Raw genomic sequence first — 24,304 nt, forward strand, 5'->3', positions numbered from 1 at the left:
AGCACGTTGGAAGGACCCTCGCATGACCCTCGTATCGCCCGCGCCTCGTCGCGCGTCAGCCCCGCCCGCAGCGCCCCACGCTCCGCAGCCGGGCACCGCTCCCCTGACCGCCTCGCGCAGCGCGGCGCCCGGCCGCGATCGCGCGGTCGACCTGGTGCGCGCGGCCTGTCTCATCGCGGTCGTCGTGATGCACAGCCTCATGGTGGGCATCGGTATCCGGGATGGTGAGGTGGTGCTCGAGAACGCGCTCGAATCATGGAGTGGCTTCACGGTGTTCTCGTGGTTCACGCAGATGATGCCACTGTTCTTCATCATGGGCGGTTTCGCCTCCGCGACACACTTCCGTCGGGTGCGGGGTCGGGGCGTCGGAACCGCGCCGTACCTCGCGACCCGCATGCGCCGCCTCCTCCCCGTGCCACTCGCCGCCGCCGTGGCCGTCACCGCCACGCTCGCCGCATTGAGCGCCGCCGGTCTGTCCCCCGAACTCGTCGCCACCGCCGGTTGGCGCATCAGCCAGCCGCTGTGGTTCCTCGGGGTCTACGTGCTCTGCACGGCGTTCGTGCCGCTCGGGCTCCGCCTGCACGAACGCGCCCCCGTCGCCACACTTATTTCGATCGGGATCGGGATCGCGGCCGTCGACGCCGTCCGATTCCTCAGCGGGGTGGACGCGATTGGCTTCGCGAACCTGCTCTTCGTGTGGCTGTTCGTGCAGCAACTGGGGTTCTGGCTCGCGGACGGCCGGGTGCCTTCACTCCGCGTTGCCGGCTGGGCAGTTGTTGGGCTCGCCGCGCTCATGCTCACGGGGCTCAGCCCGGCGAACCTGTACGAGGCGCTCAACCCACCCACCGCCGCCCTCGCGCTCCTCGGGGTGGTGCAGCTGGCACTCTTCGCGCGTTTCCGCCCGGCGCTCGCGGCGTGGGCTGAGTCGCCACGCGTGCAGCGCTGCTCTGATGCACTGAACGGCGCCTCAATGACCGTGTACGCCTGGCACATGCCCGTCGTGGTGCTGCTCGCCGGGGCCACGCTTGCAGCCGGCTCACTCGGAGGTGCTGCCGCGCTGATCCCCGATCCGCTCTCCGCAGCATGGTGGCTCGGCCGCCCGGCGTGGCTGCTCGCCGCAGCGCTCGCGGTCGCCGCGGTGATGCCGCTCGTGCACCGCTGGGAGCGCCGCCCGTCTGCCGCACCGGTCAGCGCACAGCCGATCCGAGTGGCGGCCGCGGTGCTGTGCGGCGCGGGTGGCGTGCTCGTGGTGCTCGCCACCGGCGGCGCACTCTGGGCCTGGGCTGCCGGCGCGATCCTGCTCGCCCTGGGCACCCGTGCGGTGACGGCCCGGGCGGCGACCAGGCCCCCGGCTTCTCCCCGTCCCCCTGCCCACCCCCACTCGATCGGGGTCACTTCGGCAGGGTGTCGCTGAGCGCATCCGCACGACACCCTGCCGAAGTGACCCCGATTCAGGAGGAACGGGGCGGAGGGCGGGACGGGTTAGAAGGCGAACGCCAGGCCGAGCAGCACGCCGTAGACGAGGCCCGCGAGGCTCGTGAGCTGCAGCACGAGGATGAGCTCCTTCGGCGTCTTCGCGGTGAGCACGATCAGGATGCACGGGGCGACGATGAGCAGCACCAGCCACACAAGCACCATGCCCGGGTGCGCGAAGCCGAACACCGCGGGCACCACAAACGGCAGCAGGAGGCACACGACGAAGAGGATCCGCGAGGCGCGGTCCCCCATGCGCACCGCGAGCGTCTTCTTGCCGGCAAGCTTGTCCGTAGGGATGTCGCGAACGTTGTTCACGATGAGCACCGCCACCGCGAAGAAGCCCACGCCGGCGCCCGCAAACCACGCCTCCTGCGTCTGCACGTCCGTCTGCAACCACACCGTGCCGACCGTGGCGACGAGGCCGAAGAAGATGAACACGACCACCTCGCCGAGGCCCGCGTAACCATACGGACGCTTGCCGCCCGTGTAAAACCACGCGGCGACAATGGCGACCGCGCCGAGCGCGAGGAACCACCAGCGACCGCTCAGCGCGACCGCGACGAGGCCGGCCACCGCGGCGAGGCCGAAGAAGGTGAGTGCCGTGACGAGTACGTGCTTCGGGTTGACGAGCCCGGAGCCGGTCAACCGGGCGGGGCCCACGCGGAACTCATCGGTGCCGCGCACGCCATCTGAGTAGTCGTTCGCGTAGTTCACGCCGATCTGCAGGAACACGGCCACCACGAGCGCGAGGAGCGTGAGCGGCCAGGAGAAACCCTGCACCATGTGCGCGATACCGGCACCGGCCGCAACGGGCGCGACGGCCAACGGGAGCGTGCGCAGGCGCGCACCGCCCACCCAGTTGCGCCACGTGATGCGCGGCTCAGCTCCCGCAGCAACGCGCTGCTCCGCCGCCGCGCGCACCGCCGGGTTGCCCGACTTCCGTCGATCCTTCGCCTGGTTCACGCCTGATCCTCCCCTGCTGCGCGCCGCGTCTCACGGAAGCTGTCGCGCACACGCCCAATCCACTCGCCGAGTGCGGCGAGATCCGGTTTTCCCCCCGCGAGCCGCGGGATCGAGTCTGTTTCGGTGACCCACTCGGGTACCGCGGCGACGCCCAATTGGGCGCGCACGGCCTCACGCACCGCGGCGAACTCCAGCCGCTCGGTCTCCCCGGCAAGCTCTACCACGAGGGTGACGCGCTCCCCCCACTCGGGGTGCGGTGCGGCGAACGCGACGGCAGAGGCCCAACCGGTGAGCTCGCGCACCACGCGCTCCACCTCGTCGAGCGACACGTTGATGCCGCCGGAAATGAGTACACGATCGAGGCGTCCAGTGACGGTCAGCATGCCGCCCAAGAGTTCCCCGGCGTCGCCGGTGCGATACCACCGGGCGGGCACGCCATCGCGCCCGACCTCGGTAATGAATTTCTCTGCAGTGAGCTGCGGATCCCCCAGGTAGCCGAGCGCGAGCGCCGAGCCCGCGAGCTGCACCTCGCCCGCGCGAATGCGCACCCGGGTGTCGCCGATCTCGACGCCGTCGTAGACGCAGCCGCCCGCGGTCTCCGTCATGCCGTAGCTGCGCTTCAGCGCGACGCCGAGCTCGTGGCAGCGCTGCCGCAGCGCCACGGATACCGCTTGCCCTCCGACGAGCACGGCGTCAAAGCGGCGCAGCGTCTCGGCCGCAGCCGGGTCTGCCGCCGCAAGGTCGAGCAGCCGCGTGAGCTGCACCGGCACCAGCGACACGTAGCGTCGCTCAGCGCTCATCGTGTCCGCGGCTGCGAGCAGCGCCGCGGGATCGAACGGGCCGTCGAAGAACACCGGGTCGATGCCGCTGCGCGCGCTGCGCACGAGCATCTGGATGCCCGAGATCAGGTGGCTCGGCAGGGCGACGAGCCACTGCCCCGGGCCGCCGAATCGCTCGTGCGTGGCGTCGGCGCTCGCGATGAGGGACGCCGCGGAGAGGGCAACCGCCTTCGGGATCCCACTCGAGCCAGAGGTGCGCACCACAAGCGCCGTGCCCTCGAGGAGTGGGGTGTCGAGCAGTTCAGCCACCACTGCGTCATCCGTCCCCGGAGGCACGGGGAACACGGGGGCGCCGCCCGCAAGCGCGTCCTGCAGGGCGGCCAGCAGCCAGGCGCGATCATCGGTTGGGATGGCGCGAAGTCCGGAGTGCGAAGTCACCCCTCCAGGGTACTCGCTGCACCGCGGCGCTCGCGCGCTCGACGGACGGTTGCGCCTTACGCGAGCTCGTTCGCAGCGCGCGTGAGCTCGGTCACCGCACGCTCCACAATCGCGTCGGTCATGCGCGCGTTCGGTCCGGAGATGGAAAGCGCTGCCGGGGGCACCGCACCGGGCACCGCAACCGCGATGCACCGCACCCCCACCTCCTGCTCTCCGTCGTCGATCGCGAAACCGCGACGGCGAGTCTCGCGCAGGTCGGCAAGCAGCGCCTCCTCGCTCGTGATACTCGTCGGCGTGTAGGCCGGCATGCCGGTGCGGGCGAGGATCTCGCGGACGCGCCGCTCGGGCAGGGTGGCGAGCATCGCCTTTCCCACGCCGCTCGCGTGCGGCAGCACACGTCGCCCCACTTCAGTGAACATGCGCATGCGGTGCCGAGAGGGCACCTGCGCAACATAGGCCACCAGGTCACCATCGAGCACCGCAAGGTTCGCGGTCTCCTGCGCGGCCTCCTCGAGCTGGATCAGTGCCCCGCGCGCCGACTCCGCGAGCGGCGGTGTGGCACGCTCGCCGAGGCCGATGAGCCGCGGGCCGAGCGCGTAGTCGCGCGTTTCGAGCTGACGCGCCACCCCGAGATCGAGCAGGGTGCGCAGCAACCGGTGCGCGGTGGGCACTGCGAGGCCCGTGCGCGCGGCGATCTCGGCGAGCGGGAGCGGGGTGTCGGCCGTCGCAAGCGCTTCGAGCAGGCTGAACGCGCGCGCAACCGACTGCACCTGTCCGCCGCCAGAGGCGGGGACCGAGGGTTCGGATCTCATGATTCCATCATACGGAGTGAATACTCCAAAACAGCAATCGGCCTCCTATCGTGGGCTGTGGCGCGAAGCAGCGCCCACCGCCCCCAGCATTGGAGCTCGCATGACCGCATACGCGTCCCGCGCCGACCTTTCTGTCGCCGAACCGATCCTCGCTTTCGCCGAGGAGAGCCTGTCGCGGCACCAGATCGACCCCGACACGTTTTGGGCGGGGGTGAGCGCGATCGTCCACGAACTTGCGCCACGCAACGCCGAGCTGCTGCGCACCCGCGATGAGCTGCAGGCCCGCATCGATGCGTTTCACCAGGCCCAGCCCGGCATCCCCGAGCCCGCCGCCTACCGCGCGTTCCTCACGGAGATCGGCTACCTTGCACCCGAGCCCGGCGAGGTGCGCGCGACAACCACCAACGTCGCACCCGAGATCGCCAGCATGGCGGGCCCGCAGCTTGTCGTGCCGATCCTCAACGCACGCTTTGCGCTCAACGCGGTGAATGCACGCTGGGGCTCGCTCTACGACGCGCTCTACGGCACCGACGCCATCTCGCAGGAGGGCGAGCTCGCCCCCGGCGCGAGCTACAACCCTGCGCGCGGCGCCGCGGTAATCGCGCACGGCCGAGAGCTGCTCGACACGATTGCGCCGCTTGTCGTGCACTCCGCCAGCTCGCTCGCCTCCGATCCCGAGCGAGGCGACGCCCCCTCGCACGCCGCGGCAACGGCGTACTCGGTTGTCGACGGCGAACTCCGCGTGGCGCTCGACGAATCCACCACTGCGGTTCTCGCCGATCCCGCAACGTTTGTTGGCTACACGGGCGAGCCCGCGGCCCCGACCTCGATCATGCTCGTGCACCACGGCCTCCACGCCGAGATCGTCATCGACCGGACCGGGCAGATCGGCGCGGGCGACGCAGCGGGCGTGCAGGACATCGTGCTTGAGGCCGCCCTCACCACCATCATGGATCTCGAGGACTCCGTTGCCGCCGTCGACGCCGAGGACAAGGCGCTCGGGTACCGCAACTGGCGCGGCCTCATGGATGGCTCGCTCACCGAGGAGGTCGCGAAGGGTGGCAAGACCTTCACCCGCCGTATGAACCCCGACCGGGTCATCACGTCACCCCAGGGCGAGGAACTCACGCTGGCCGGCCGCTCCGTGCTGTTCGTGCGCAACGTCGGCCACCTCATGCTCGGCGATTCGATCCTCGACCAGACGGGCGCGTGGACTCCCGAGGGGATCATTGACGCGATCATGACGGCGCTCGGCTCGCTCGATGACCTGCGCGGCGCGCAGGCGAACTCGCGCACGGCGTCCATGTACATCGTGAAGCCCAAGATGCACGGCCCCGCCGAGGCCGCGTTCACGGCCGAGCTGTTCGCTCGCGTCGAGCAGCTGCTTGGCCTGCCCGCCCTCACGCTGAAGGTCGGAATCATGGACGAGGAGCGTCGCACCTCCGCGAACCTCGCCGCCACGATCGCTGCGGCGGCCGACCGCGTCGCCTTCATCAACACGGGCTTCCTCGACCGCACGGGCGACGAGATCCACACCTCCATGCACGCCGGGCCATTCCTCCCGAAGGCCGCCATCCGCACGGAGCCGTGGCTGCCGGCCTACGAAGCGCGGAACGTGACGATCGGTGTCGCTTGCGGGCTCGACGAGCACGCACAGATCGGCAAGGGGATGTGGGCAATGCCCGACCTCATGGCCGCCATGCTCGAGCAGAAGATCGGGCACGTGCGCGCGGGGGCCTCGACCGCCTGGGTGCCCTCCCCCACCGCGGCAACGCTGCACGCCACCCATTACCACCGGGTGGACGCGTTCGCGGCGCGCGCTGAGCTGGTTGCCGCCGCCGCCGCGGACCCCGCGAACGCGGAGCGCGCGCTCGCAGACCTGCTCACCGTGCCGCTCGCGGGGCCGGGGGACCTCGACGCAGAGACCGTCGCAGCGGAGCTCGAGAACAGTTCGCAGTCGATCCTCGGCTACGTGGTGCGCTGGATCGACCAGGGCGTTGGCTGCTCGAAGGTGCCCGACATTCACGACATCGGGCTCATGGAAGATCGGGCCACCCTGCGCATCTCCGCCCAGTTGCTCGCCAACTGGTTGCTGCACGGCGTGATCAGTGAGGCTGAGGTCGATGCGGCACTGACCCGCTGCGCGGCCGTAGTGGACCGCCAGAACGCCGCCGATCCGGAGTACGAGCAGCTGCTCGGCGCCGACGGCGAGACGCCCGGCATCGCATTCACGGCCGCACGCCGCCTCATCGTCGAGGGCGGGGCGCAGCCGAGTGGCTACACGGAGCCCCTGCTGCACGAGCTGCGCCGCGCGAAGAAGGCCGAGCAGGCCGCACTCGTGTAGTGAGCGTGGGTGGGCGGCCGGGCCGCCCACCCACGCTCCCGCGCCCTAGAAGTGGTACGGGAACGGGCTCCAGTCGGGCTCGCGCTTCTCGAGGAACGAGTCGCGCCCCTCGACGGCCTCATCGGTGCCGTAGGCGAGGCGCGTAGTCTCGCCGGCGAAGAGCTGCTGGCCCACGATCCCGTCGTCCACCGCGTTCATCGCGTACTTCAGCATGCGGATCGCGGTGGGCGACTTTCCGAGAATGGTGCGCGCCCACGCAATGCCCGTGCGCTCCAATTCCGCGTGCGGCACGACCTCGTTCACCGCACCGATCTCGCGCGCCCGCTCGGCGTCGTAGGTCTCCGCGAGGAAGAAGATCTCGCGCGCGAACTTCTGCCCGACCTGACGGGCAAAGTAGGCGCTGCCGTAGCCGGCGTCGAACGACCCCACATCGGCGTCCGTCTGCTTGAACTTCGCGTGCTCGCGGCTCGCGATCGTCAGGTCGCACACCACGTTGAGTGAGTGTCCGCCGCCCGCCGCCCACCCGGGCACCAGCGCGATGACCACCTTCGGCATGAACCGGATGAGGCGCTGCACCTCGAGAATGTGCAGGCGGCCTGCGCGTGCCCGCTCTTCGGGCCCAACCGCCGTCTCCGAGTCGGCGTACTTGTAGCCGTCGCGCCCGCGGATGCGCTGGTCGCCGCCGGAGCAGAACGCCCAGCCGCCGTCGCGCTCCGACGGCCCGTTGCCGGTGAGCAGCACGACGCCCACGCGCGGGTTCACCCGCACCCGATCGAGCGCATCGTAGAGCTCGTCGACGGTGTGCGGGCGGAACGCGTTGCGCACCTCCGGGCGGTCGAACGCGATGCGCGCGATCCGACCGTCAAGGCTCAGGTGCGCGGTGATGTCGGTGTAGCCGGCCGCGCCGGGGGCGAGCTCCCACTCGGCGGGGTCGAAGAGTTCGGAAACCTGCTGCGTCATGCCCCCAGCCTATTCCGCGCGGCCCCACATGAGCGGCCTGCCCCTACGAGACGGCGACGCCGAACAGCAAGCCAATCGCGTACGTTGCGATCATCGTCGCACCGCCCATCACGATGTTGCGCAGGATCGCGGGGCCCCGCGGCGCCTTCCCCAGCACCGCGCTGATCCATCCGGTGAGCAGCAGCCCGATCAGCACGGCGACCGCGGCGACCCACACCCGGGACTCGCCAACGGGCAGCAGGATGACCGCGAGCGGGATCAGGGCCCCCACGCTGAACGCAACGAACGAGGACACCGCGGCCACCCATGGGCTCGTGTACTCGTCGGGGTCGATCCCCAGCTCGACTTCGGCGTGCGCGGCAAGCGCGTCGTGCGCGGTCAGCTCTTCGGCGACCTGCTGCGCGAGCTCGGGCGAGAGCCCCCGCTGCTCGTACAGCCCCGCGAGCTCACGCAGTTCCTCCTCGGGCATTTCGGCGAGCTCGCGCTTCTCCTTCGCGATCATCGCCCGCTCGGTATCCCGCTGGGTACTCACGGACACGTACTCGCCCCCGGCCATCGAGAACGCGCCGGCGACGAGCGCCGCAAGCCCGGCCGTTGCGATCGCCAGCACGTTTCCCGGCGTCGCCCCTGCCACACCGATGACCACGCCCGCGGTCGACACGATGCCATCGTTCGCGCCGAGTACCCCGGCACGCAACCAGTTGAGCCGCTGCCCCAGGTTCTCGTGCGGTTCGTGCGGGTGCTGGCCCGGTGCGGTGACTGCCTTCTCGCTCATGCTCTGATTGTTGCCCTGAACCAGGCGACGCACAAGCGCCCCCGGGCGTCGGCTGCTCAGTGCGGCGGCCGGCCGCGGCTACCCTGGGGGCATGAGCGCCAATCAGATTGGGATCCCGCCCCTCGACGAGGTACTGAGCGCCGTCCGCGTGGTCGCGATCCCCACGCGCACGCGGTTCCGCGGGATCACCGTGCGCGAAGCGGCGATCTTCGCGGCACCGGAGGGGGCGAGCGAGTTCTCCCCGTTCACCGAGTACGGCGACGCGGAGGCAAGCGCGTGGCTCGCGGCGGCGCTCGACTTTGGGTGGCAGCCGCAGCCCAAGGCGCATCGCGAACGCATTGAGGTGAACGCGACGGTGCCCGCGGTGACACCCGCCGAGGTGCCCGGCATCCTCGCGCGCTTCCCCGGCTGCCGCACCGCGAAGGTGAAGGTGGCCGAGCGCGGGCAGAGCCTCGCGGACGACATTGCGCGCGTGCGGGCGGTGCGCGCGGCGATGGGCCCGGCGGCGCGCGTGCGCGTGGATGCGAACACGGGCTGGTCGGTTGCCGAGGCGGTGACCGCGCTGGCTGCGCTCGCCGAGTTCGGGCTCGACTATGCGGAGCAGCCCTGCGTGTCCGTCGGCGAGCTCGCCGAGGTGCGCACCCGGCTCGCCGCCGCGGGCGTGCCCGTGCGCATCGCCGCAGACGAGAGCGTGCGCAAGGCCGCCGACCCCCTCGCGGTGGCGCGGGCGGGCGCGGCAGACCTCATCATTGTGAAGGCGCAGCCCCTCGGCGGTGTCGCCCGCGCGCTGGAGATCGTTGCCGAGGCGGGCCTGCCCGTGGTGGTATCGAGTGCGCTCGACACCTCGGTCGGCATCGCGATGGGCACCCAGCTCGCCGCGGCGCTGCCCGACGGCATGCTCGCGGGCGCGTGCGGGCTCGGCACGGTCGCGCTGCTCGACGGGGATGTCACCCGGGCGTCACTCGTGCCGGAGGAGGGCTCGATTCCGGTCGGCCGCCCACCCCTCGATCCCGATCTGCTGGATCGCTATGCGGCAGCGCCCGAGCGCATCGCCTGGTGGCGGGAGCGCGTGGCGCGGTGCCACGCACTCCTCACCGACCCGCGCGAGCGTTAGACGCGCACGCGGCGGGCGCCCTCACCGAGCGCCTCAAGCTTCGCCCACGCGATCTGCGGGTGCACTCGGCCGCCCAGGCCGCAGTCCGTCGCGGCAATGACGCGCTCGGGGCCGACGATCTTCGCGAAGCGCTCAATGCGCTGCGCAACGAGGTCCGGGTGCTCAACGAGGTTGGTCGAGTGGCCGACGACACCGGGAACCAGGATCAGGTCGTCCGGGATCAGGTCCTTCTGGTCTTCCCAGACCGCCCATTCGTGCTCGTGGCGCGCGTTCGCGGCCTCGAAGGAGATCTGGCCGACCTTCGCGCCGAGCACCGTCTTCAGGATGTGCTTCAGCTCGATATCGGTGGTGTGCGGCCCGTGCCACGAGCCCCAGCACAGGTGCAGTCGGATCTGTTCCTTCGGCAGCCCCTCGATGGCCTGGTTGATCGCGTCGATGCGGATCTGCGTGAACGCGAGGTAGTCAGCCACGCTCGGCTCGGGGTTGATCTGATCCCAGTTCTCGGCGAGCGAGGGATCATCGAGCTGCAGGATCAGGCCGGCGTCGGTCACCGCGCGGTACTCCTCGCGCAGCGCCGCGGCCCAGGCGTCGATGTGCTCCTGCTCGCTGCCGTAGAACTCGTTCTCGATGCGTGCTGCCGAACCCGGCGCGATCGCGGTGAGGAAGCCACGCTCGCCGGGCTGGAGGGCTGCCGCGAGGTTGCGGGTGTCCGCTGCGATCGCCTCCTGCCCCGTGTAAGTGATGGGGCCCGTCGTCGCGGGGAACGCCGTGGCGTTCTTGCCCACACTGATGCCGCTCTCCGGATCCTGGTACGCCTCCGCGAACGCGGTCCAGTCGCGACGGTCGGGGAACGTGGTGAGACGCACGTTGCCCGGCTCGGAGCGCACGGGCTCCTGGCTGAAGATGTCCTTGCCCGTGAGCTCGAGGCCCGAGGTGCGCTGGAACGAGTACGTCCACCAGGCGCCGTAATCGACCGCGTTCGACATCGCCTTGCCAAACTCGCCGTCGCCCGGCTGCGTGATGCCCGCGGCACGCTGGCGCTCCACCACGTCACGCGTCGCCTCAGCGACAAGCGCATCGAACTCGGGCGTCGACTGCAGCGTGAAGCCGTCCTCTGCGAAGGTTCGGGCGGCGTTCGCCGCGATCAGGGCTTCCGTGCGGGGAAGACTGCCGGCGGTGGTCGTCTCAATGCGGGTCATGCCTTGACCGTAGTGAGCGCGATGCCGCGGCTCCCAGTCGAGTGACGTTCGATGACGACATGTGACGCCGCGTGACAGCCGGGGTCGCGCGGGCGCCTCATCCCCACCGGAAAACTACCCCTTCAGGCCGGGGAAATCCTCTTCGCGCCACTCACCCGCCGGGCGCTCGCCAGCGGCGTACGCGGCTTCCTCCCGCTCGCGCAGCTCGACCCGTCGGATCTTCCCGGAGGTCGTCTTCGGAAGTTCGAAGAACTCCACGCGCCGCACGCGCATGTACGGGGGCAGCGCCACGCGGGCGTGTGCGAGGATCTCCCGTGCCGTCTCCTCCGACTCGGCGACGCCCGCGGCGAGCGCAACGTACGCCTTCGTGACGTTCAGCTTCGTCTCGTCGGGCGCACCAACGACCGCCGCCTCGGCAACATGCGCGTGCTCGAGCAGCGCGCTCTCCACTTCGAACGGCGACACCTTGAAGTCGCTCGATTTGAACACGTCGTCCGTGCGCCCCACGAAGGTGAGCACGCCGTCCTCGCCGCGCTGCGCGACGTCGCCCGTGTGGAACAGCCCGTTCGCGGTGGCACGCGCGGTTGCCGCGTCGTTGCCGAGGTACTCCGTCATGAGGTTGAGCGGCGCACGGCGTGGGGCGGCCCCGTCGCGATCCGGATCTGCCGCCTCAATGCGCAAGCAGATCTCGCCCTCCGTCGCCTCCTCACCTGTCACCGGGTCGATGAGCACGGCGTCGACACCCGGCAGCGGCAGCCCCATCGCGCCCGGCACGATCGGATCGCCCGGCATGTTTGCGATGAGTGCGGTGGTTTCCGTCTGGCCGTAGCCGTCGCGGATTTCAAGCCCCCACCACTCCTTGATGCGGGCGATCACCTCAGGGTTCAGCGGTTCGCCCGCAGAGACGACCTCGCGCAGCGCGTGCGGCTTGCGCTCCAGCTTGTGCTGAATGAGCATGCGCCACACAGTGGGCGGCGCGCAGAACGTGTTCACGCCGACGCGATCCAGCTCTGAGACCAAGAACTCTGCGTCGAAACGCGCGTAGTTCGCAACAAAGATGGTGGCGCCCACGTGCCAGGGGCCAAAGAAGCTCGACCAGGCGTGCTTGCCCCAGCCAGGCGCGCTAATGACGAGGTGGGTGTCGCCCGGGCGCACCCCCAGCCACGACATCGTGGTGAGGTGCCCGAGCGGGTAGCTCGTGTGCGAGTGCACCACGATCTTCGGCAGGCTCGTCGTGCCCGAGGTGAAGTAGATAAGCGCGGGATCGGTGCTGCGCGTCGTCTTCGCGATCGCGCCGGCGCCCGCAGCGCGAGACTCCTCGTAGTGCAGCCACTCCCAGAGCCCGGCGCGCTGCTCCTTGGTGCCGTGTGCCAGACCAACCCCAACGCCACGGTAGGCGCCAGGCACCTCCGCGAACTTCACCGCGTCCTCTGGCGCAGCGAAGACCCAGCGCACACGCGCGCGCTCGACGCGGTCGACGAGCTCGTGCGAGCCGAGCACCACCGAAGTCGGCAGGATCACCACGCCGATCTTCATCGCGGCAAGCATGATCTCCCACAGCTCAACCCGGTTGCCGAGCATGAGCATCGCCACATCGCCCGTGCGCGCGCCGATCGAGCGGAGCCAGCCCGCAACCTGGTCTGAGCGCCGCTTCAACTCCGCGAAGGTGAGCTTCTGCTCGCTGCCGTCCTCTTCCGAAATCCACAGCGCGGTCGTGTCGTTGCCCTCGGCAATCACGTCGAACACGTCGTGCGCCCAGTTGAAGGCGTCTCCCACGTCAGGCCAGCTGAACTCAGCGCGTGCGCGAGCGGGGTCGCCCGCGCAGGCGAGCAGCTGGTCGCGTGCGGCGAAGAATGCGGCGGTGGCGTCGGTCTCGGTCATGGTGTCTATTCTCCACCCGCAGCGCCGAGTCGCCGTGCCAGCACGACACATTGGGCCACGACGGCGGCCCAGGTCACCCCCGCGAGCACAAACGCCCCGGTTCCCCGAGTATCGCTGCCCGCCATCGGCCCGATGACCCACCAGAACAGTACGCATTGCGCAACGAGCAGCACGGGGACGCCGATGAAACCCACCAGCTTCAAGCCCAGGCTGGGTGCTCGGCGGCGAAGTGCCGCTGCGGCAGTGATCCCGATCGCGACTCCGAGGACAACGCCAGTCAGCCACATCAGTCCAACGTACGGGCGCTCATACGCCGCGAGAGCCCGCTCCGCGGCTCCCTCTTCCACTCCGGGGAAGGTGCCGGCGGGAAAGTCGATGCGTGCCCCCAATTCAGTGAAGGCGCCCACCTCGAGCTCGTATTTCCCCAACTGTGCGTTCACATCAGCTTCGATCTCGAACGAGCCGCCCTCGCCCAGTACATCAACTGCGCGCGACTCCACCGCGTCCGCATCGAAGGTCACTACCAAAGCGCCGTCGCTGCGAGTGCGCTCCGTGCCGATCCGAAGCTCCCTCCGTTGCCCCGTGTCGTCGTACCAGGAAGACTCGCTCTGCCAGGGGAGCACGGAGTTGCCTACTGCCCCCGGAACTCGCGGGCGGTCAAGATCCAAATCGATCCAACCGCCCCCACGGAGCTCTGCAGCGAGGTCCGCAGCCACCGTGAGCTCGAGGCGGAGGGGACGCACGGGCGCAGAGCCGTCATACGGGCTACTCGGATTCGTGTAGTACTCGTCATCCCAGGTTTCGAGCCATGCAATCCATGGCACCTGCTGCAGATTCCCCGCACTGTGAGGGGCTGCAACCGCCGCACTCCGCAGCGTGTAGCGCAGCTCAATCTCATGCCTGCCGGAGAGCGCCTGCGAGAACTGAGTCACCATGACGCGGCTCCGAGGCTGCTCAATCTCGCGCACCGTCATGGGGGTACCGTCGATCGTCACTGGGCCGAGGTCGAAGCCGAGATCCTGGCCGAGATACTGCGTCGGCCATTCCCGGGCGTACTGTGGCACGCGCGCGGAGTCTTCGGCAAATACGGCCGTGAGCCGCTCGGTGACTTCGAGTCGGGCTGTTCCGTCGACGCCTCGCGCGAGCTCAGCTCGCACGTCGAAGCCGGCAGTTTCCGTGTACAACGTGCCCGGAAGGTTACTGGCCTCTTCACTGTAGTGATCCGTCTTCTCGTAGGGCGGCGCCTGCGTCGCGACAACAACAATGGTGCCAGCGAGCACAGCAACCGCTGCAGCGAGCGCGAGTAGTGCGGAGAGTGAGACGAAGCGAGTGCCACGCCACCCGCTCGCGATCGATCGGTCTCGAGCCTCGTCGACGGCAAGCCTCTCCACGTGCTTTCCCGCGCGCCGGGAAGAGACGAAGAGGAGCGCGTACGGCAGCACCGGCTCAGAGAGCGGGCCGCGCTCCAGGAGCCGCGTCGCGCGCGCGAAAACGTGCACGCCCTTCAACTGTTGCACTGAGAGAGCGCCCATACGGGTGAGCGGTCGCGGACGATGCACCAGCGCAAGGGTCGTCACCGCGAGCACTGTCGAGACCAGCACGAATGCGGCCGGCCACCACACCACAGAAAGAATGACCTGTTGCGAAAGCTGCCGAAGCAGACCCCATTGCAAGAGCGTGATCGCCACGGGGGCGAACACAAAGAAGTCACGCACGTAGCTGTCGGGCACCCACCGGAGCCCGCGCTCAACTACTTCATCGGTGCGGCGCCAGCGCAACGCTGCTGCCCAAGCCGCGGGAAAGTTCCCCCATCGGCCGGCCCGTCGGCCAGCGCGCGCAAGCCGTGCGAACTGACGCTCGTCACTCCTGGCGGGGCCAGGGTTGGCAGCAAGCTCAGACAGCAGCTCCGCATGCCCAGATTTTCCGAGCAGCGCAGTGGCCAGATCCGGGGTGAGCCCCTGCGGCGGTTCGCTCCGAGCCAGATACCAAGGCTCTCCGGCGCTATCTGCCCAGACCACCCGCCTGGCGGCGCTCGCGAAAAGCGCGAGGAGCGCGAGGGCGCCGAGTGGCAGCACAGGCCCGTAGCTCTGCCACCAGAACAACGTGGTCGTCTCCGGCTGGGCGAATGTCCCCGGTTCGAAGCTGGTGCGGATCAGAATGTCCGGGAACGGCGGCAGCCCCTGATCATTGCTGAAGTGATAGCGCACTGTGTCGCCCGACTCTGGCTCGGTTCCCGCCGCGTCGACCGCTGGCTCTTCCGGGGTCAGCCACTGCGTGGCACTCGCGAGCAGCCAGCCGACGTGCGCCTGGGGCGGCCGAATCAACGCAGCATCGAGCTCGACGGGGAGTGTGAGCTCAACGTCGATCCCCTTCGTCGCTTGCGGCCAGAGCTCGCCGAAGACGGGCCAATTCCAGCTGTCCACGGGAGCGCCGGTGGCATCATCGATCGCGGAGGTCACCAGGTTGTGGAGTCGATAGGAAACGACGATCTCGTGCTCGCCCGAGAAATCTGACTGATCTGGTCGCGTGATCTGCACCGTCGTGGTGGTGGATCGGCGAGCAATCTGCGCCGCCACCTGAACCCCGTCGACCGTCACTTCATCAAGCTCGAACTCAGCGTCGTGTCCAGCGAACTCGGTCACAAGGACCCGGTCCACGCTGTGCTCCGGACCGTTTCGGAAATCCGCGGTGTAGCGTTCCGAAACGGCAGCGCTGAAGCGCCCTGTGGCGTCGCGGGAAACGTCGTACTCGACAATCACGTCGCGCGCGACCCAGTCGACCTGATCGACTTTCGCTGCTGCGATCACGTCGTCAAACTCAAGGGGTTTGTTGATGATCGGGCCGAGCAGCAGGAGGACTCCGACCCCCGCGATCAACGCCCAGAAGACCCGAAAGATGTTGCGCCAGGCCGCATTGCCACGCGCACGGAGCCGCGCCTCAACGGCGGTGAGTACAGCGGCGAGCCAGCGAAAGAGCGGCGTGTGCTCTGGAGCAGGATCGGGGATCCGGCCCGAGTTCAGGAGTTCCGGGTCACTGCCGGCGACATCGAAGAAATCAGCGCCGGGCAAGCCGCGTCGTGCCGCCCTCGCGTCTTTGCTCATCGCTATTCCCCTCCGTCGGTTCCTGCGCGGGGAGCCGAGCCCAGCAGCCTAGCTGTGGAAGACCGTGTGCAGCTTCGGGTCGTTCAGCGCGTCTCGTCCGCCCAGATCATCGATCTCGAACAGCACCGAGGTGCCGGCAACCTCGTACCCGAGCTCGCGCATCAGCGAGTGGGCCGCCACCAGCGTTCCACCGGTCGCGAGCACATCGTCAATGAGCAGCACGCGAGAGCCGCGCGGGAAGTCGGCGTGGGCCTCAACTACCGCGACGCCATATTCAAGCGAGTAGTCGACCTTTGCGGCCGGGCGTGGCAGCTTTCCCGCTTTGCGGATCGGCATCAGGCCGGCCCCACTGGCGTAGGCAGCGGCGCTTGCGAACAGGAAGCCACGGGCCTCAAGCCCAGCCACCACATCGAAGGTTCCCGCGAACGGAGCGATGAGCGCGTCAACGGTCGCACGGAAGGCGGGGCCGTCTGCCAGAAGCGGAGTGATGTCGCGGAACACGATCCCGGCAGCCGGGTGGTCCGGCACTTCGAGGATCAGGGACTCGGCGCGGGCGAGCTGCGCGGCGCCGTCGTTCATCGACGGGGTGGCAGCGGGCATTGTGGTGTTCTCAGGCACACAGACCAGGGTACCGTGCCGGGTCGCGTTCCTCCGCCGCAGGACTAGACACTCTCCGGCGCCTAGATCGGCGGAATCACGCGGCACACGCCCGGGATGCACGCCCGAGTTTTCATATCTTGAAAGCCTCGTGTAATGTTTTACGAGTTGGGTCACCAACGTGCGCCCCTAGCTCAGCTGGATAGAGCATCTGACTACGGATCAGAAGGTCGGGGGTTCGAATCCCTCGGGGCGCGCAAGTCTGAAACCCCCGTCGCGAGAGCGGCGGGGGTTTTCTCGTTCCTAGGAGCCGCCGACTCGATCGGGCGTCGTCCAACCATGTAGTTGAGATCGACCTGGAAAAAGTCTGCAAGCGCCAGCAGGTCATCCACCGACCATCGGCTCACCCCATTCATCTTCTTACTGAACTGCACTGGGCTCATCCCCACCCCAAGCGCAAGCTCCTTCTGCGTCATGCGGTTCAGAAACAGCAAGAAATTCATTCGCTGCGCAGCAACCTCATGAGGCGTGTATTCGTGATTAAGTTCACCCATACGAGCAGGGTACAACCGAAATGGCTGAGACGAGAACTGGATCTATTGATTCAGGCAGATTTAGTAGGAGAATACTATTTCAGTAATTCCCGTGCTATGTTTCAGGCATGCCTCTTTCAAATCTTGAAGTACGGGAAGAGCTCCTACGCCTAGTTCAGGAGTCAGGGCTCACTGCCCCGAAGGCTGCCGACAAGTGCGGGAAGTCATACCTATGGCTCTGGCGCCGGCTAACCGGGAAGACATCGATCAAGGTCGAGGACTACAACCTCATCCGGACAGCACTTTCGTAAGCCAAAAACAACGAACCCCCAGAGCGGCAACTCCAGGGGTTCGGCGACATCCCAGAAAGGAATATCTGTCGTGTCCCATTACTATGACACGGACTCGCGCGCAGTAGTAACACCATCAAGCATTCTCACAGCACGCGAGACCCCCATTCTCTCATCCTGCAATGCAATCCGCATTGGAGGGGTGGGCGATGAGTGAAGCCCTGATCGTCCGCCTGCGACTCGCATTTGAGAACGAATTTGGGCAACACCGCGATTGGTGGGTGAGGGACTCCCGGATTGCCGGAAACCCGATCTCGGTTCTTCTGTACCTCCTCTCGCACGATCCGAAGCGGATGCCCACACAAACTGATGCCCGGAGGGATCTCGCGCTCGGCAAGGATGCTTGGGTCTCAGCAAAGAGACGGCTCCTGGAAACAGGGTTCATCCTCGAGGTTCGCGGTCGCTATCCGGCCGGTTTCAAGGACTCTGTAGGTCGCCCCAAAGGGGGCCAAAAAAGGTTCCGCCTCTTCTTGCAAGATCCGCCGGAAGGGCATCATGTGGCCGAAAGCACGGCGATCATTGAACTTGATGAGCCGTACGAGGAGTTCCTCGAAGCGAACGGTGAAAGCCACTGCGGGTTTTCCGCACTGGCTGGAAAAACCCCAGATCAAGACCAGTGCGGATTTTCCGCAGTCGGCGGTTCACCCACTGCGGAAAATCCGCAGTCGGCGGAAAATCCGCAGTCCTTTAAGGAAGAGAAAACTAGGTTTGGTTTGGTTGGTTCTTTAGAGAATTCAGATCAACCAACCAACCAGACCACGCGCGAACGTGAAGTCGACCTCGGATTGGCCGCCCTCCACCCGGCGTTGAAACTTACCTACGCCCAGCTGGCACGAGAAGTTAACGGCCGTGTCGACCTCACCAAGGTTGACCTTGTACGCGCGGTAAGCGAAACGGTGGTTCGAGCAGCTACTCGCGGGGAGCGAGTTTCCAACCCGGCGGCATACGCCGCAGCAGTCATCGTTCGAAGCCCGGAGCAGTGGCCTATCGCCGCCGAAGCACCTATCGCATTCGAGATCGCATCGAGCCACCACCAACAGCCCGAGTGGACCCCCACGAACTCCTGTGCCCTGGATCAGCACTGGTGGGGCTCTGAACGTCTGCCTGAGACCGAGCGGGGGCACTGCGAAGAATGTGGCGTTGCCCGCCGCACCGTAGACCCGGCATACGCTGCGCTCGAGGCTGAGCTTCTCGCAGTAGGGGGCGATCGGTGATGGGCCGCGTGGTTCGACGCGAGGTGGTGGCGTTCCGATGCGAGCTGCGGTCGTGCAGCGCTACAGACCCACTCGTCTACGCGATTCATTTCGACACTTCATGGCACGACCACGTGACGCAGCTCGCGTCAATGGTCGACCGAGGCTGGTCGGCAGTGCTCACGCACATGCTCCGGACGTACTGCCCTGCTCATGCGGAACGGGCGCGGGCCTGCACTTGCCGCACCCACCCGTCTCGCCGGCATCTTTGCGTCGTCCATTCTGAGGACGCTGCTGCTTTGGTCTGGGACGCCGCTCAAACCCCCGATGAAGTTTCCGAAGTCCTGAAGGTTGCATCATGAAAAGCGCTATTCTCCCCGACAACGTCACCATCCGCCCTGCTGAGCTCGACGTACACACGATCATCGTGCGAGAGCGTCAGCGCGAGGTCTCCGACGAACACGTTGAACTGCTGCAGGCGTCGATCGCTCAGACCGGCAAGCAAATCGTCCCTATCGCGGTGTCTGAGCGCCCCGGTGGAGCACTCGTCCTGATCGATGGAGCGCACCGTCTTGAAGCGGCAAAGCGCGATGACCGGTCGATGATTCGTGCCGAGATCTACTCCGGCCTCGAAGAAGACCATGAGAACGTACTTGAGTTCGTCACAAACCGTGCGCGGCGAGATCTTTCGCCTGCGGAGATCCTCACAGCTTGGGAGACCTTCGACCTTCCGCTCTATGAGCTGCGAGCTCGAGAAAAGCAAGCGAGCGCAGGCCTTGAGACTCTGGCAGTTCGCGGCCAGATCGCCCATTCCCCGCTTACTCCTGACAGGAGTAAGCGGGGAACAGAGTCGGCTGTCTCGATCCGAGCGGCTGCCGTGGAGAAAACCGGTCACAAGCCCGAGTGGTTGGACAAGGTTCGGACGATCAGGGATCTCGCGTCCAGCGAAGCCGCACCCGCGCAGGTGCGAGAGGCTGCGCAGCGCGGGTTCGAGAAGCTCCAGAGTTCCACGGCGAAAGTCGAACCGGTGTACAAGCAGGTGCAGAAGATCCACGAGGCGGTTCTGCAGGAGCAGGAGGATCCCGAGGAGCGGAAACTGCGGGCAGCGGAGAGGCGTTTGGATGAGGTCGTGCGAGACACCACGCTGTTCAAGGACCGCATGGAGGGCGATATCCGGGAGGTGCTGCAGCTTGCTGCGGGTCAGAGCCCTATGAGCCGTGAGATGCTCCGGTCGGCCCGCGTGGCTTTGGTCCATGCTTTGGCGGCGTTGGTTGTTGTCGAGTGCGAGGTCGACGGCTCTCGTGGTGAGGCATTGAAGCGAGTCGGGAGTGAGGTGACTTCGCTGCTCCACGCGCAGGCTGTGCGGCAGTTGGGTTTGGGGGTGCGTGATGACTGAGCTTGAGCGCTTTGATACTTGGCGGCAGCGCATGATTCTCACTGAGGTCGCCGACAACGGCGGCAACGTGCTCTCCACCGCGGAGGGCCTCGCGTTCATCGAGCAGCTGCACCAGTTTTTCGCCCCGCCGATGTTGGGCATCGCGCGCAGCTGGGGGTACGACGTTGAGCGCGACGAGGTCGTGAACATGATCCTGGAACGGCTCCTCACCACGCGCGGCGATTCGGAGCGGTGCCCTGCCCGTTATGCGGCGGCCGCTGAGTACCCGTGGGGGTACTTGTGGACGTGCACGCTGCGGTGGGGGCAGGAGATGTGGGGCACTCGTGGTGTTCCGCTCGAACATGCTGAGTTCATGCCAGCGCCGAGCAGCATGGATGAAGCGCCCCACACGTCGCTGGATGAAGTGGTGGAGCTCACCTTTTCGGTGGTGTCTCAGGTGATTGATTCGGAGTATCACCATCCGGTGCTCGAGCTCTTGGGCTGGCTTGCCGCGAACCCGCCGCAGCGGCTCTCCTACGACCGTGATGATCGGGTTGCAGCTCACCGGTTCTGCCCGTCGCTGACGAATGGTCAGGTGACTTCCGTTTTCAAGATTGCCCGTGGATCTCGTCCGAACACAGCGGAAACAAGCCTGATGGGTCAGTTCCTGCTTGACCCTGATTTCCGGGTCTCGGAGTCGGGATCTCACGCCCGCGCGCTCACGCACTTCAAGAACGAGTTCCGTGCGGCAAGTTCCGGTCATACAAGCCTCGAAGATTGGATCGTATGATGGCGAAGAAGCCTCCGCGCACTTGGACGCTCGTGGCGTCTCTCGGGGTCCCGCTCGCGATCGTCGGCATTTCGGCAATGGCAATCTCCTATGCCACGCTCATTGACGTCGCACGCGTGAACGGGCTGCCTCTCCCTGAACTGTTCCCGGTCCTGGTGGATGTGGGTACTGTGGCGACGATGATTGCTGCGGCTCAGTTTCGGATGCGTGGTGTTCCCGGTCGTTGGCTCGCCTATTCCACGTTTGTGTTGCTCTCTGGCGTTTCGATCGTGGCAAACGCCACGCATGCGTGGCGTGCGGCAGACCTGACTCTCACGAGCCCGTGGGCGGCCGCGGTGCTCGCGTCGACGCCACCGGCAGCGCTCCTTGCGATCACGCACCTCGTGATGATGCTAGTTCCCGATGAGCGGGAGCGCACCAAGCTCCAGGCGCAGCGAGAACGCTCAGGGCTCAAAACTCATCGTGCAGACTCGTCACGAGGTTTCGCTTCACCACTCCACGCAGAGGTTTTGACGCAAGGCCAAAGCGAGCAATCCCCAATGACAACAGCTTCAGAAAGTCCTGACTGGCACAAAATGAGTCACACCAAGCCGACGACGAACGTGTCTGCGGAAAAGTTCGAACATATCCGGGACGAAACTCGCCAACGAGTGCTTCGCTATTTGGCTGAATACGGACAACGCCCAACCGGGAAAGACGTTGGCGAGTGGCTGGGAGGGAAATCCCCAAAGACTGGGCAACGGTTCCTGAAACAAATGGAACAAACGGGCGATCTCGATGGTGAAGACTCGAGGCCCCTCAAGGCCGCCTGAGTTTCTGGTTCCGAATCCGCGCAGGTCTCAAGCACGGCCTTGTTGAACGCGCACATGAGCGGTGGGCCGATTTGGCGTTACAAAGGGCTCACCGCACGGCACCCATAGGGGGAAGCAAAGGCACCCATGACAACCGGGACGGAGGTACCACCAAGAAGCGCGACCACGGGTCTATCCATTCCGATTCCCCTTCCGCAAAATTGACCGCTAGGTTTGGGTCCACTGGGGATTGTGACCTCCATATGAACAAGGACTAAGAAAGATATGAGGGAGCCGGATTGCCGATTGACGATTTCGAAGAGCGATTTCGACTGGACGACAAGCTACGCGGCGGTTCAGCCGCAGACTTCTCAATTCGAGTGAGAAGTGTCACAATTCAATCAGGAGATCCGATCAATTTTGCAGCAAATGGCGTCACGCTTGTTGTCGGCGGCAATAATTCTGGCAAATCAACGCTGCTGCGCCAGATGCACGAATCGATCACTGCATACTCACCTCCGGTCAATACCACTCCTGACCTGTTGACCAGGCAAGATATCCACTTCGGTGGCACTGAGGCAGACGCGCACGCCTGGCTGGCTCAGGGCAGTCATGTTGGAAGGCATGGATATCTGGTCCGGGGCAACGAGGTCAATCCGGGCATTGTCTCGCTTGTTATCAGCCAAGGAGATGGGCACCTACGGGAGTTGGGATTGGCATCCACTCTTGCTCCCAACGCACGCTCACGTTTCGAATCTGTAGCACCAGCGCCCCGGAGGGCTGATTTCACAGATCCCCCCACGCATGATCTTCACTACTTTGAGGACGATTCGAATTTGCGGGAAGAGCTCAGCGAGCATTGCAAGGCCATCTTCGGCTCAGGCTTGACGCTTGACCCCTTGAGCGGCTCCCTGCTGTTCCGCTATGGCCAGACCAGCGTAGAAGCGCCACTGATTTCCGACATCAGTGATGAGTATCGTCAGGACCTCGCCAAGCTCAGCCCGCTAGATTCCCAGGGGGATGGGGTGGCAGCCACTCTGGGCTTACTAATTCCCTTGCTGGCAGGTCGGACACAAATCGCGTTTGTCGATGAGCCTGAGGCATACTTACACCCACCGCAGGCTTTCAAGCTCGGGCGGATTCTTGCCTCCATTGCCGAGAAGCACAGCATTCAGTTGGTTGTGGCAACACATGACAAAAACTTTGTGGCCGGGGTTCTATCTGCTGAGGTTCTCGAAAAGACAGTCGTTCGGCTGGAGCGAAGTGGCACGGAGACGACAGGGTACAAGGTGGACCCGGAGCAGCTAGAAGAGGTTTGGACTAGTCCGCTTCTTCGCCACAGCAATATACTAGATGGCCTTTTCCACAGAGCAGTAGTCGTTGCGGAAGACGCCCGTGATTGCCTGTTCTATTCCGCCGCGCTCGAGGCGGCCGCACCGCTTGAAAATGATTTGCTGCCCAGTGACGTCCTGTTCGCTTCGGCGAATGGGAAAGGAGGCATAGCTGAGATTGCAAGAATTCTCCAAGCCGCCCACGTACCTGTTGTTGCGGTCATGGACATGGATGCAGTTAACGACAAGGCATTCTTGAAACGAATTGTTGAATCGGTGGGCGGTAGTTGGACGGGGTCACTCGAACAGAACTACCAGAAAGCGACCGCCGAGTTTCGTCAGCCCAGAAAGCCGCAAACCAACAGAACCGTTAACGCACTGATCTCCGGAGTACTCGAGGTAGCACCCGACAAGATCTTCACCGGAGAAACTAGAGACGCAGTAAAGGGAGTGCTGGCGTCAGAGAATCCTTGGGACGCCATAAAAAAATTCGGTCTACAGGGATTCAAAGCAGATCGGGGTGCCGCCAATGAGCTGCGTCAAGAACTCGCTGGGTCCGGTGTTCTACTTGTCCCGGTCGGTGAACTGGAACAGCTTGCGCCCGAAGTAACCGTCAAGAAGGGTCCCGGATGGGTGCTCGCGGCTCTCAAGCAGGGCGCACACTCAACGCCCTCTGTTGTCTCATTTGCCACAGAGATTTCTGACGCTGTTTCAAGAAGGGAAGCTGCTTTGGCGGGCTGACTCGAATCAGAAATTGGCTGTCCGGATCCCCGGCAGGAAGAGGGGCGCAAACGACGCAACAACAGCGTATTGGGCAAGCTGTTTTTGACCAAACACCTGTTGCTTTTCAGGGCCTCCCAATAGTGCTTTCGCGTCCATCAAGCGTGGCCTTTGGGCCGCTGACAAGATCTGGCTCTCAAGTTCCCGGTCGAGGCAACAAAGCAATACCGTCTGGCCGAAGATGAGGCCTTTGAAGTGGCATTTTCTCCGACACTGCGCGCATACGCGCTTCTTGATGGTGTGGGCCCCGGTAGATCGCCGGATTTGGCCCCAGCAATGTCAAGAAGGGCCTTTCATGACTCAGAACAAGATCAACGGCGTGCCTTCGAAGCGCGCGGCGGTATCGAAACCAGCAACAAAGGTCGGGGCGATTGCCCTGACCGTGCTGGTGCTCGGTGGCGGGTTGAACGCGCAGGCCGCGTTCGCCACAGGTGGCGGTGGCGGTGGTGTCCCGGGCAGCGGTCACGGTAACTCCGGCGCCTGGGATCTCTACAACATGCAGTACGACTACCTGGACAACGGCCAACCTTCACAGGGGACGATGCAGAATTCCACCGAGTGGTTCATCGCGAACTACGGTGGACCCGGTGGGCAGGAAGACCCTGCAGAAGGCATGGGTGCCAAGATGCAGATCCGTGCAGCCTGCCAAATCGCCCTCGACCGCGCTGAAGCCCGCGGCGGCAATCAAGGCAAGTCACGCGTTGTGGGCATCATGTGGGCTG

Annotated in this window: 18 protein-coding genes and 1 tRNA gene; 9 read left to right on the forward strand and 10 right to left on the reverse strand. The window is 65.9% G+C overall.

Features of this window, described 5'->3' with window-relative positions; translation table 11 throughout:
- Positions 1-22 precede the first annotated feature (22 nt).
- Entirely contained in the window at positions 23-1,414 is a 1,392-nt protein-coding gene (locus tag D3226_RS10275) for an acyltransferase family protein (protein ID WP_202382440.1), read from the forward strand.
- A 68-nt stretch (positions 1,415-1,482) separates the two neighbouring features.
- Here the strand turns inward: D3226_RS10275 and D3226_RS10280 are convergent, their stop codons facing one another.
- From D3226_RS10280 to D3226_RS10290, 3 genes are read right to left on the reverse strand one after another with little or no spacing between them, the layout of a single operon-like run.
- Complete coding sequence (locus D3226_RS10280) at positions 1,483-2,439, reverse strand: 1,4-dihydroxy-2-naphthoate polyprenyltransferase (RefSeq protein WP_202382441.1); 957 nt, start codon at positions 2,437-2,439, stop codon at positions 1,483-1,485.
- Complete coding sequence (locus D3226_RS10285; RefSeq protein ID WP_337248973.1) at positions 2,436-3,656, reverse strand: AMP-binding protein; 1,221 nt, start codon at positions 3,654-3,656, stop codon at positions 2,436-2,438. The genes D3226_RS10280 and D3226_RS10285 overlap by 4 nt, the downstream gene beginning before the upstream one ends.
- Positions 3,657-3,712: 56 nt before the next feature.
- Positions 3,713-4,468, reverse strand: a complete 756-nt coding sequence (locus D3226_RS10290; RefSeq protein WP_202382442.1) for an IclR family transcriptional regulator — start codon at positions 4,466-4,468, stop codon at positions 3,713-3,715.
- A gap of 100 nt (positions 4,469-4,568) precedes the next feature.
- Here D3226_RS10290 and D3226_RS10295 point away from each other — a divergent pair, with 100 nt between their 5' ends.
- On the forward strand, positions 4,569-6,812 hold the full coding sequence (locus tag D3226_RS10295) for a malate synthase G (RefSeq protein WP_202382443.1): 2,244 nt from the start codon (positions 4,569-4,571) through the stop codon (positions 6,810-6,812).
- Positions 6,813-6,857: 45 nt separating this feature from the next.
- Here the strand turns inward: D3226_RS10295 and D3226_RS10300 are convergent, their stop codons facing one another.
- Positions 6,858-7,772, reverse strand: coding sequence for a 1,4-dihydroxy-2-naphthoyl-CoA synthase (locus tag D3226_RS10300; RefSeq protein ID WP_202382444.1), 915 nt, complete (start codon positions 7,770-7,772; stop codon positions 6,858-6,860).
- A gap of 43 nt (positions 7,773-7,815) precedes the next feature.
- Positions 7,816-8,547: a VIT1/CCC1 transporter family protein gene (locus D3226_RS10305; RefSeq protein ID WP_202382445.1), complete on the reverse strand. Its 732-nt coding sequence runs from the start codon at positions 8,545-8,547 to the stop codon at positions 7,816-7,818.
- A 91-nt stretch (positions 8,548-8,638) separates the two neighbouring features.
- On the opposite strand from D3226_RS10305, the gene D3226_RS10310 reads away from it, so the two are divergent.
- Complete coding sequence (locus D3226_RS10310) at positions 8,639-9,661, forward strand: o-succinylbenzoate synthase (RefSeq protein WP_202382446.1); 1,023 nt, start codon at positions 8,639-8,641, stop codon at positions 9,659-9,661.
- On the opposite strand, the gene D3226_RS10315 is transcribed toward D3226_RS10310, so the two are convergent.
- From D3226_RS10315 to D3226_RS10330, 4 genes are all read right to left on the reverse strand, one after another.
- Positions 9,658-10,860, reverse strand: coding sequence for a cobalamin-independent methionine synthase II family protein (locus tag D3226_RS10315; RefSeq protein ID WP_202382447.1), 1,203 nt, complete (start codon positions 10,858-10,860; stop codon positions 9,658-9,660). The genes D3226_RS10310 and D3226_RS10315 overlap by 4 nt on opposite strands.
- Before the next feature lie 114 nt (positions 10,861-10,974).
- The gene (locus tag D3226_RS10320; protein WP_202382448.1) at positions 10,975-12,741 is read right to left on the reverse strand and encodes an AMP-binding protein; all 1,767 of its coding nucleotides are present in this window, start codon (positions 12,739-12,741) and stop codon (positions 10,975-10,977) included.
- A 5-nt stretch (positions 12,742-12,746) separates the two neighbouring features.
- On the reverse strand, positions 12,747-15,842 hold the full coding sequence (locus D3226_RS10325; protein ID WP_202382449.1) for a DUF2207 domain-containing protein: 3,096 nt from the start codon (positions 15,840-15,842) through the stop codon (positions 12,747-12,749).
- Between the two features lie 48 nt (positions 15,843-15,890).
- Complete coding sequence (locus D3226_RS10330; protein ID WP_420029094.1) at positions 15,891-16,442, reverse strand: adenine phosphoribosyltransferase; 552 nt, start codon at positions 16,440-16,442, stop codon at positions 15,891-15,893.
- Between the two features lie 180 nt (positions 16,443-16,622).
- On the opposite strand from D3226_RS10330, the gene D3226_RS10335 reads away from it, so the two are divergent.
- A tRNA-Arg gene (locus D3226_RS10335) sits at positions 16,623-16,696 on the forward strand.
- Here the strand turns inward: D3226_RS10335 and D3226_RS15170 are convergent.
- Positions 16,655-16,993: a helix-turn-helix domain-containing protein gene (locus D3226_RS15170; RefSeq protein ID WP_202382620.1), complete on the reverse strand. Its 339-nt coding sequence runs from the start codon at positions 16,991-16,993 to the stop codon at positions 16,655-16,657. The two genes, D3226_RS10335 and D3226_RS15170, sit on opposite strands and share 42 nt — an antisense overlap.
- A gap of 478 nt (positions 16,994-17,471) precedes the next feature.
- Between D3226_RS15170 and D3226_RS10345 the strand changes: the two genes are divergently transcribed.
- The 5 genes from D3226_RS10345 (at position 17,472) to D3226_RS10365 (ending at position 23,543) form a co-directional block, all read left to right on the forward strand.
- Positions 17,472-18,536, forward strand: a complete 1,065-nt coding sequence (locus tag D3226_RS10345) for a hypothetical protein (RefSeq protein WP_202382450.1) — start codon at positions 17,472-17,474, stop codon at positions 18,534-18,536.
- A gap of 337 nt (positions 18,537-18,873) precedes the next feature.
- Positions 18,874-19,911, forward strand: coding sequence for a ParB N-terminal domain-containing protein (locus D3226_RS10350; RefSeq protein ID WP_202382451.1), 1,038 nt, complete (start codon positions 18,874-18,876; stop codon positions 19,909-19,911).
- Entirely contained in the window at positions 19,904-20,680 is a 777-nt protein-coding gene (locus D3226_RS10355) for a hypothetical protein (RefSeq protein WP_202382452.1), read from the forward strand. Before D3226_RS10350 ends, D3226_RS10355 begins: the two co-directional genes overlap by 8 nt.
- The gene (locus D3226_RS10360) at positions 20,680-21,492 is read left to right on the forward strand and encodes a DUF2637 domain-containing protein (RefSeq protein ID WP_202382453.1); all 813 of its coding nucleotides are present in this window, start codon (positions 20,680-20,682) and stop codon (positions 21,490-21,492) included. The genes D3226_RS10355 and D3226_RS10360 overlap by 1 nt, the downstream gene beginning before the upstream one ends.
- 278 nt (positions 21,493-21,770) lie before the next feature.
- Positions 21,771-23,543: an ATP-dependent nuclease gene (locus D3226_RS10365; protein WP_202382454.1), complete on the forward strand. Its 1,773-nt coding sequence runs from the start codon at positions 21,771-21,773 to the stop codon at positions 23,541-23,543.
- Positions 23,544-24,304 lie beyond the last annotated feature (761 nt).

The organism is Leucobacter chromiireducens subsp. chromiireducens (assembly GCF_016758255.1).
In the GTDB taxonomy this organism is placed as follows: Bacteria; Actinomycetota; Actinomycetes; order Actinomycetales; family Microbacteriaceae; genus Leucobacter; species Leucobacter chromiireducens.

Bases quoted from the DNA above. Each gene is read 5' to 3' on its own strand.
- D3226_RS10275 (WP_202382440.1), top strand. From the start codon at position 23: ATGACCCTCGTATCGCCCGCGCCTCGTCGCGCGTCAGCCCCGCCCGCA.
- D3226_RS10290 (WP_202382442.1), bottom strand. From the start codon at position 4,468: ATGAGATCCGAACCCTCGGTCCCCGCCTCTGGCGGCGGACAGGTGCAG.
- D3226_RS10295 (WP_202382443.1), top strand. From the start codon at position 4,569: ATGACCGCATACGCGTCCCGCGCCGACCTTTCTGTCGCCGAACCGATC.
- D3226_RS10300 (WP_202382444.1), bottom strand. From the start codon at position 7,772: ATGACGCAGCAGGTTTCCGAACTCTTCGACCCCGCCGAGTGGGAGCTC.
- D3226_RS10305 (WP_202382445.1), bottom strand. From the start codon at position 8,547: ATGAGCGAGAAGGCAGTCACCGCACCGGGCCAGCACCCGCACGAACCG.
- D3226_RS10310 (WP_202382446.1), top strand. From the start codon at position 8,639: ATGAGCGCCAATCAGATTGGGATCCCGCCCCTCGACGAGGTACTGAGC.
- D3226_RS10315 (WP_202382447.1), bottom strand. From the start codon at position 10,860: ATGACCCGCATTGAGACGACCACCGCCGGCAGTCTTCCCCGCACGGAA.
- D3226_RS10320 (WP_202382448.1), bottom strand. From the start codon at position 12,741: ATGACCGAGACCGACGCCACCGCCGCATTCTTCGCCGCACGCGACCAG.
- D3226_RS10325 (WP_202382449.1), bottom strand. From the start codon at position 15,842: ATGAGCAAAGACGCGAGGGCGGCACGACGCGGCTTGCCCGGCGCTGAT.
- D3226_RS10330 (WP_420029094.1), bottom strand. From the start codon at position 16,442: ATGCCCGCTGCCACCCCGTCGATGAACGACGGCGCCGCGCAGCTCGCC.
- D3226_RS15170 (WP_202382620.1), bottom strand. From the start codon at position 16,993: ATGGGTGAACTTAATCACGAATACACGCCTCATGAGGTTGCTGCGCAG.
- D3226_RS10345 (WP_202382450.1), top strand. From the start codon at position 17,472: ATGAGTGAAGCCCTGATCGTCCGCCTGCGACTCGCATTTGAGAACGAA.
- D3226_RS10350 (WP_202382451.1), top strand. From the start codon at position 18,874: ATGAAAAGCGCTATTCTCCCCGACAACGTCACCATCCGCCCTGCTGAG.
- D3226_RS10355 (WP_202382452.1), top strand. From the start codon at position 19,904: ATGACTGAGCTTGAGCGCTTTGATACTTGGCGGCAGCGCATGATTCTC.
- D3226_RS10360 (WP_202382453.1), top strand. From the start codon at position 20,680: ATGGCGAAGAAGCCTCCGCGCACTTGGACGCTCGTGGCGTCTCTCGGG.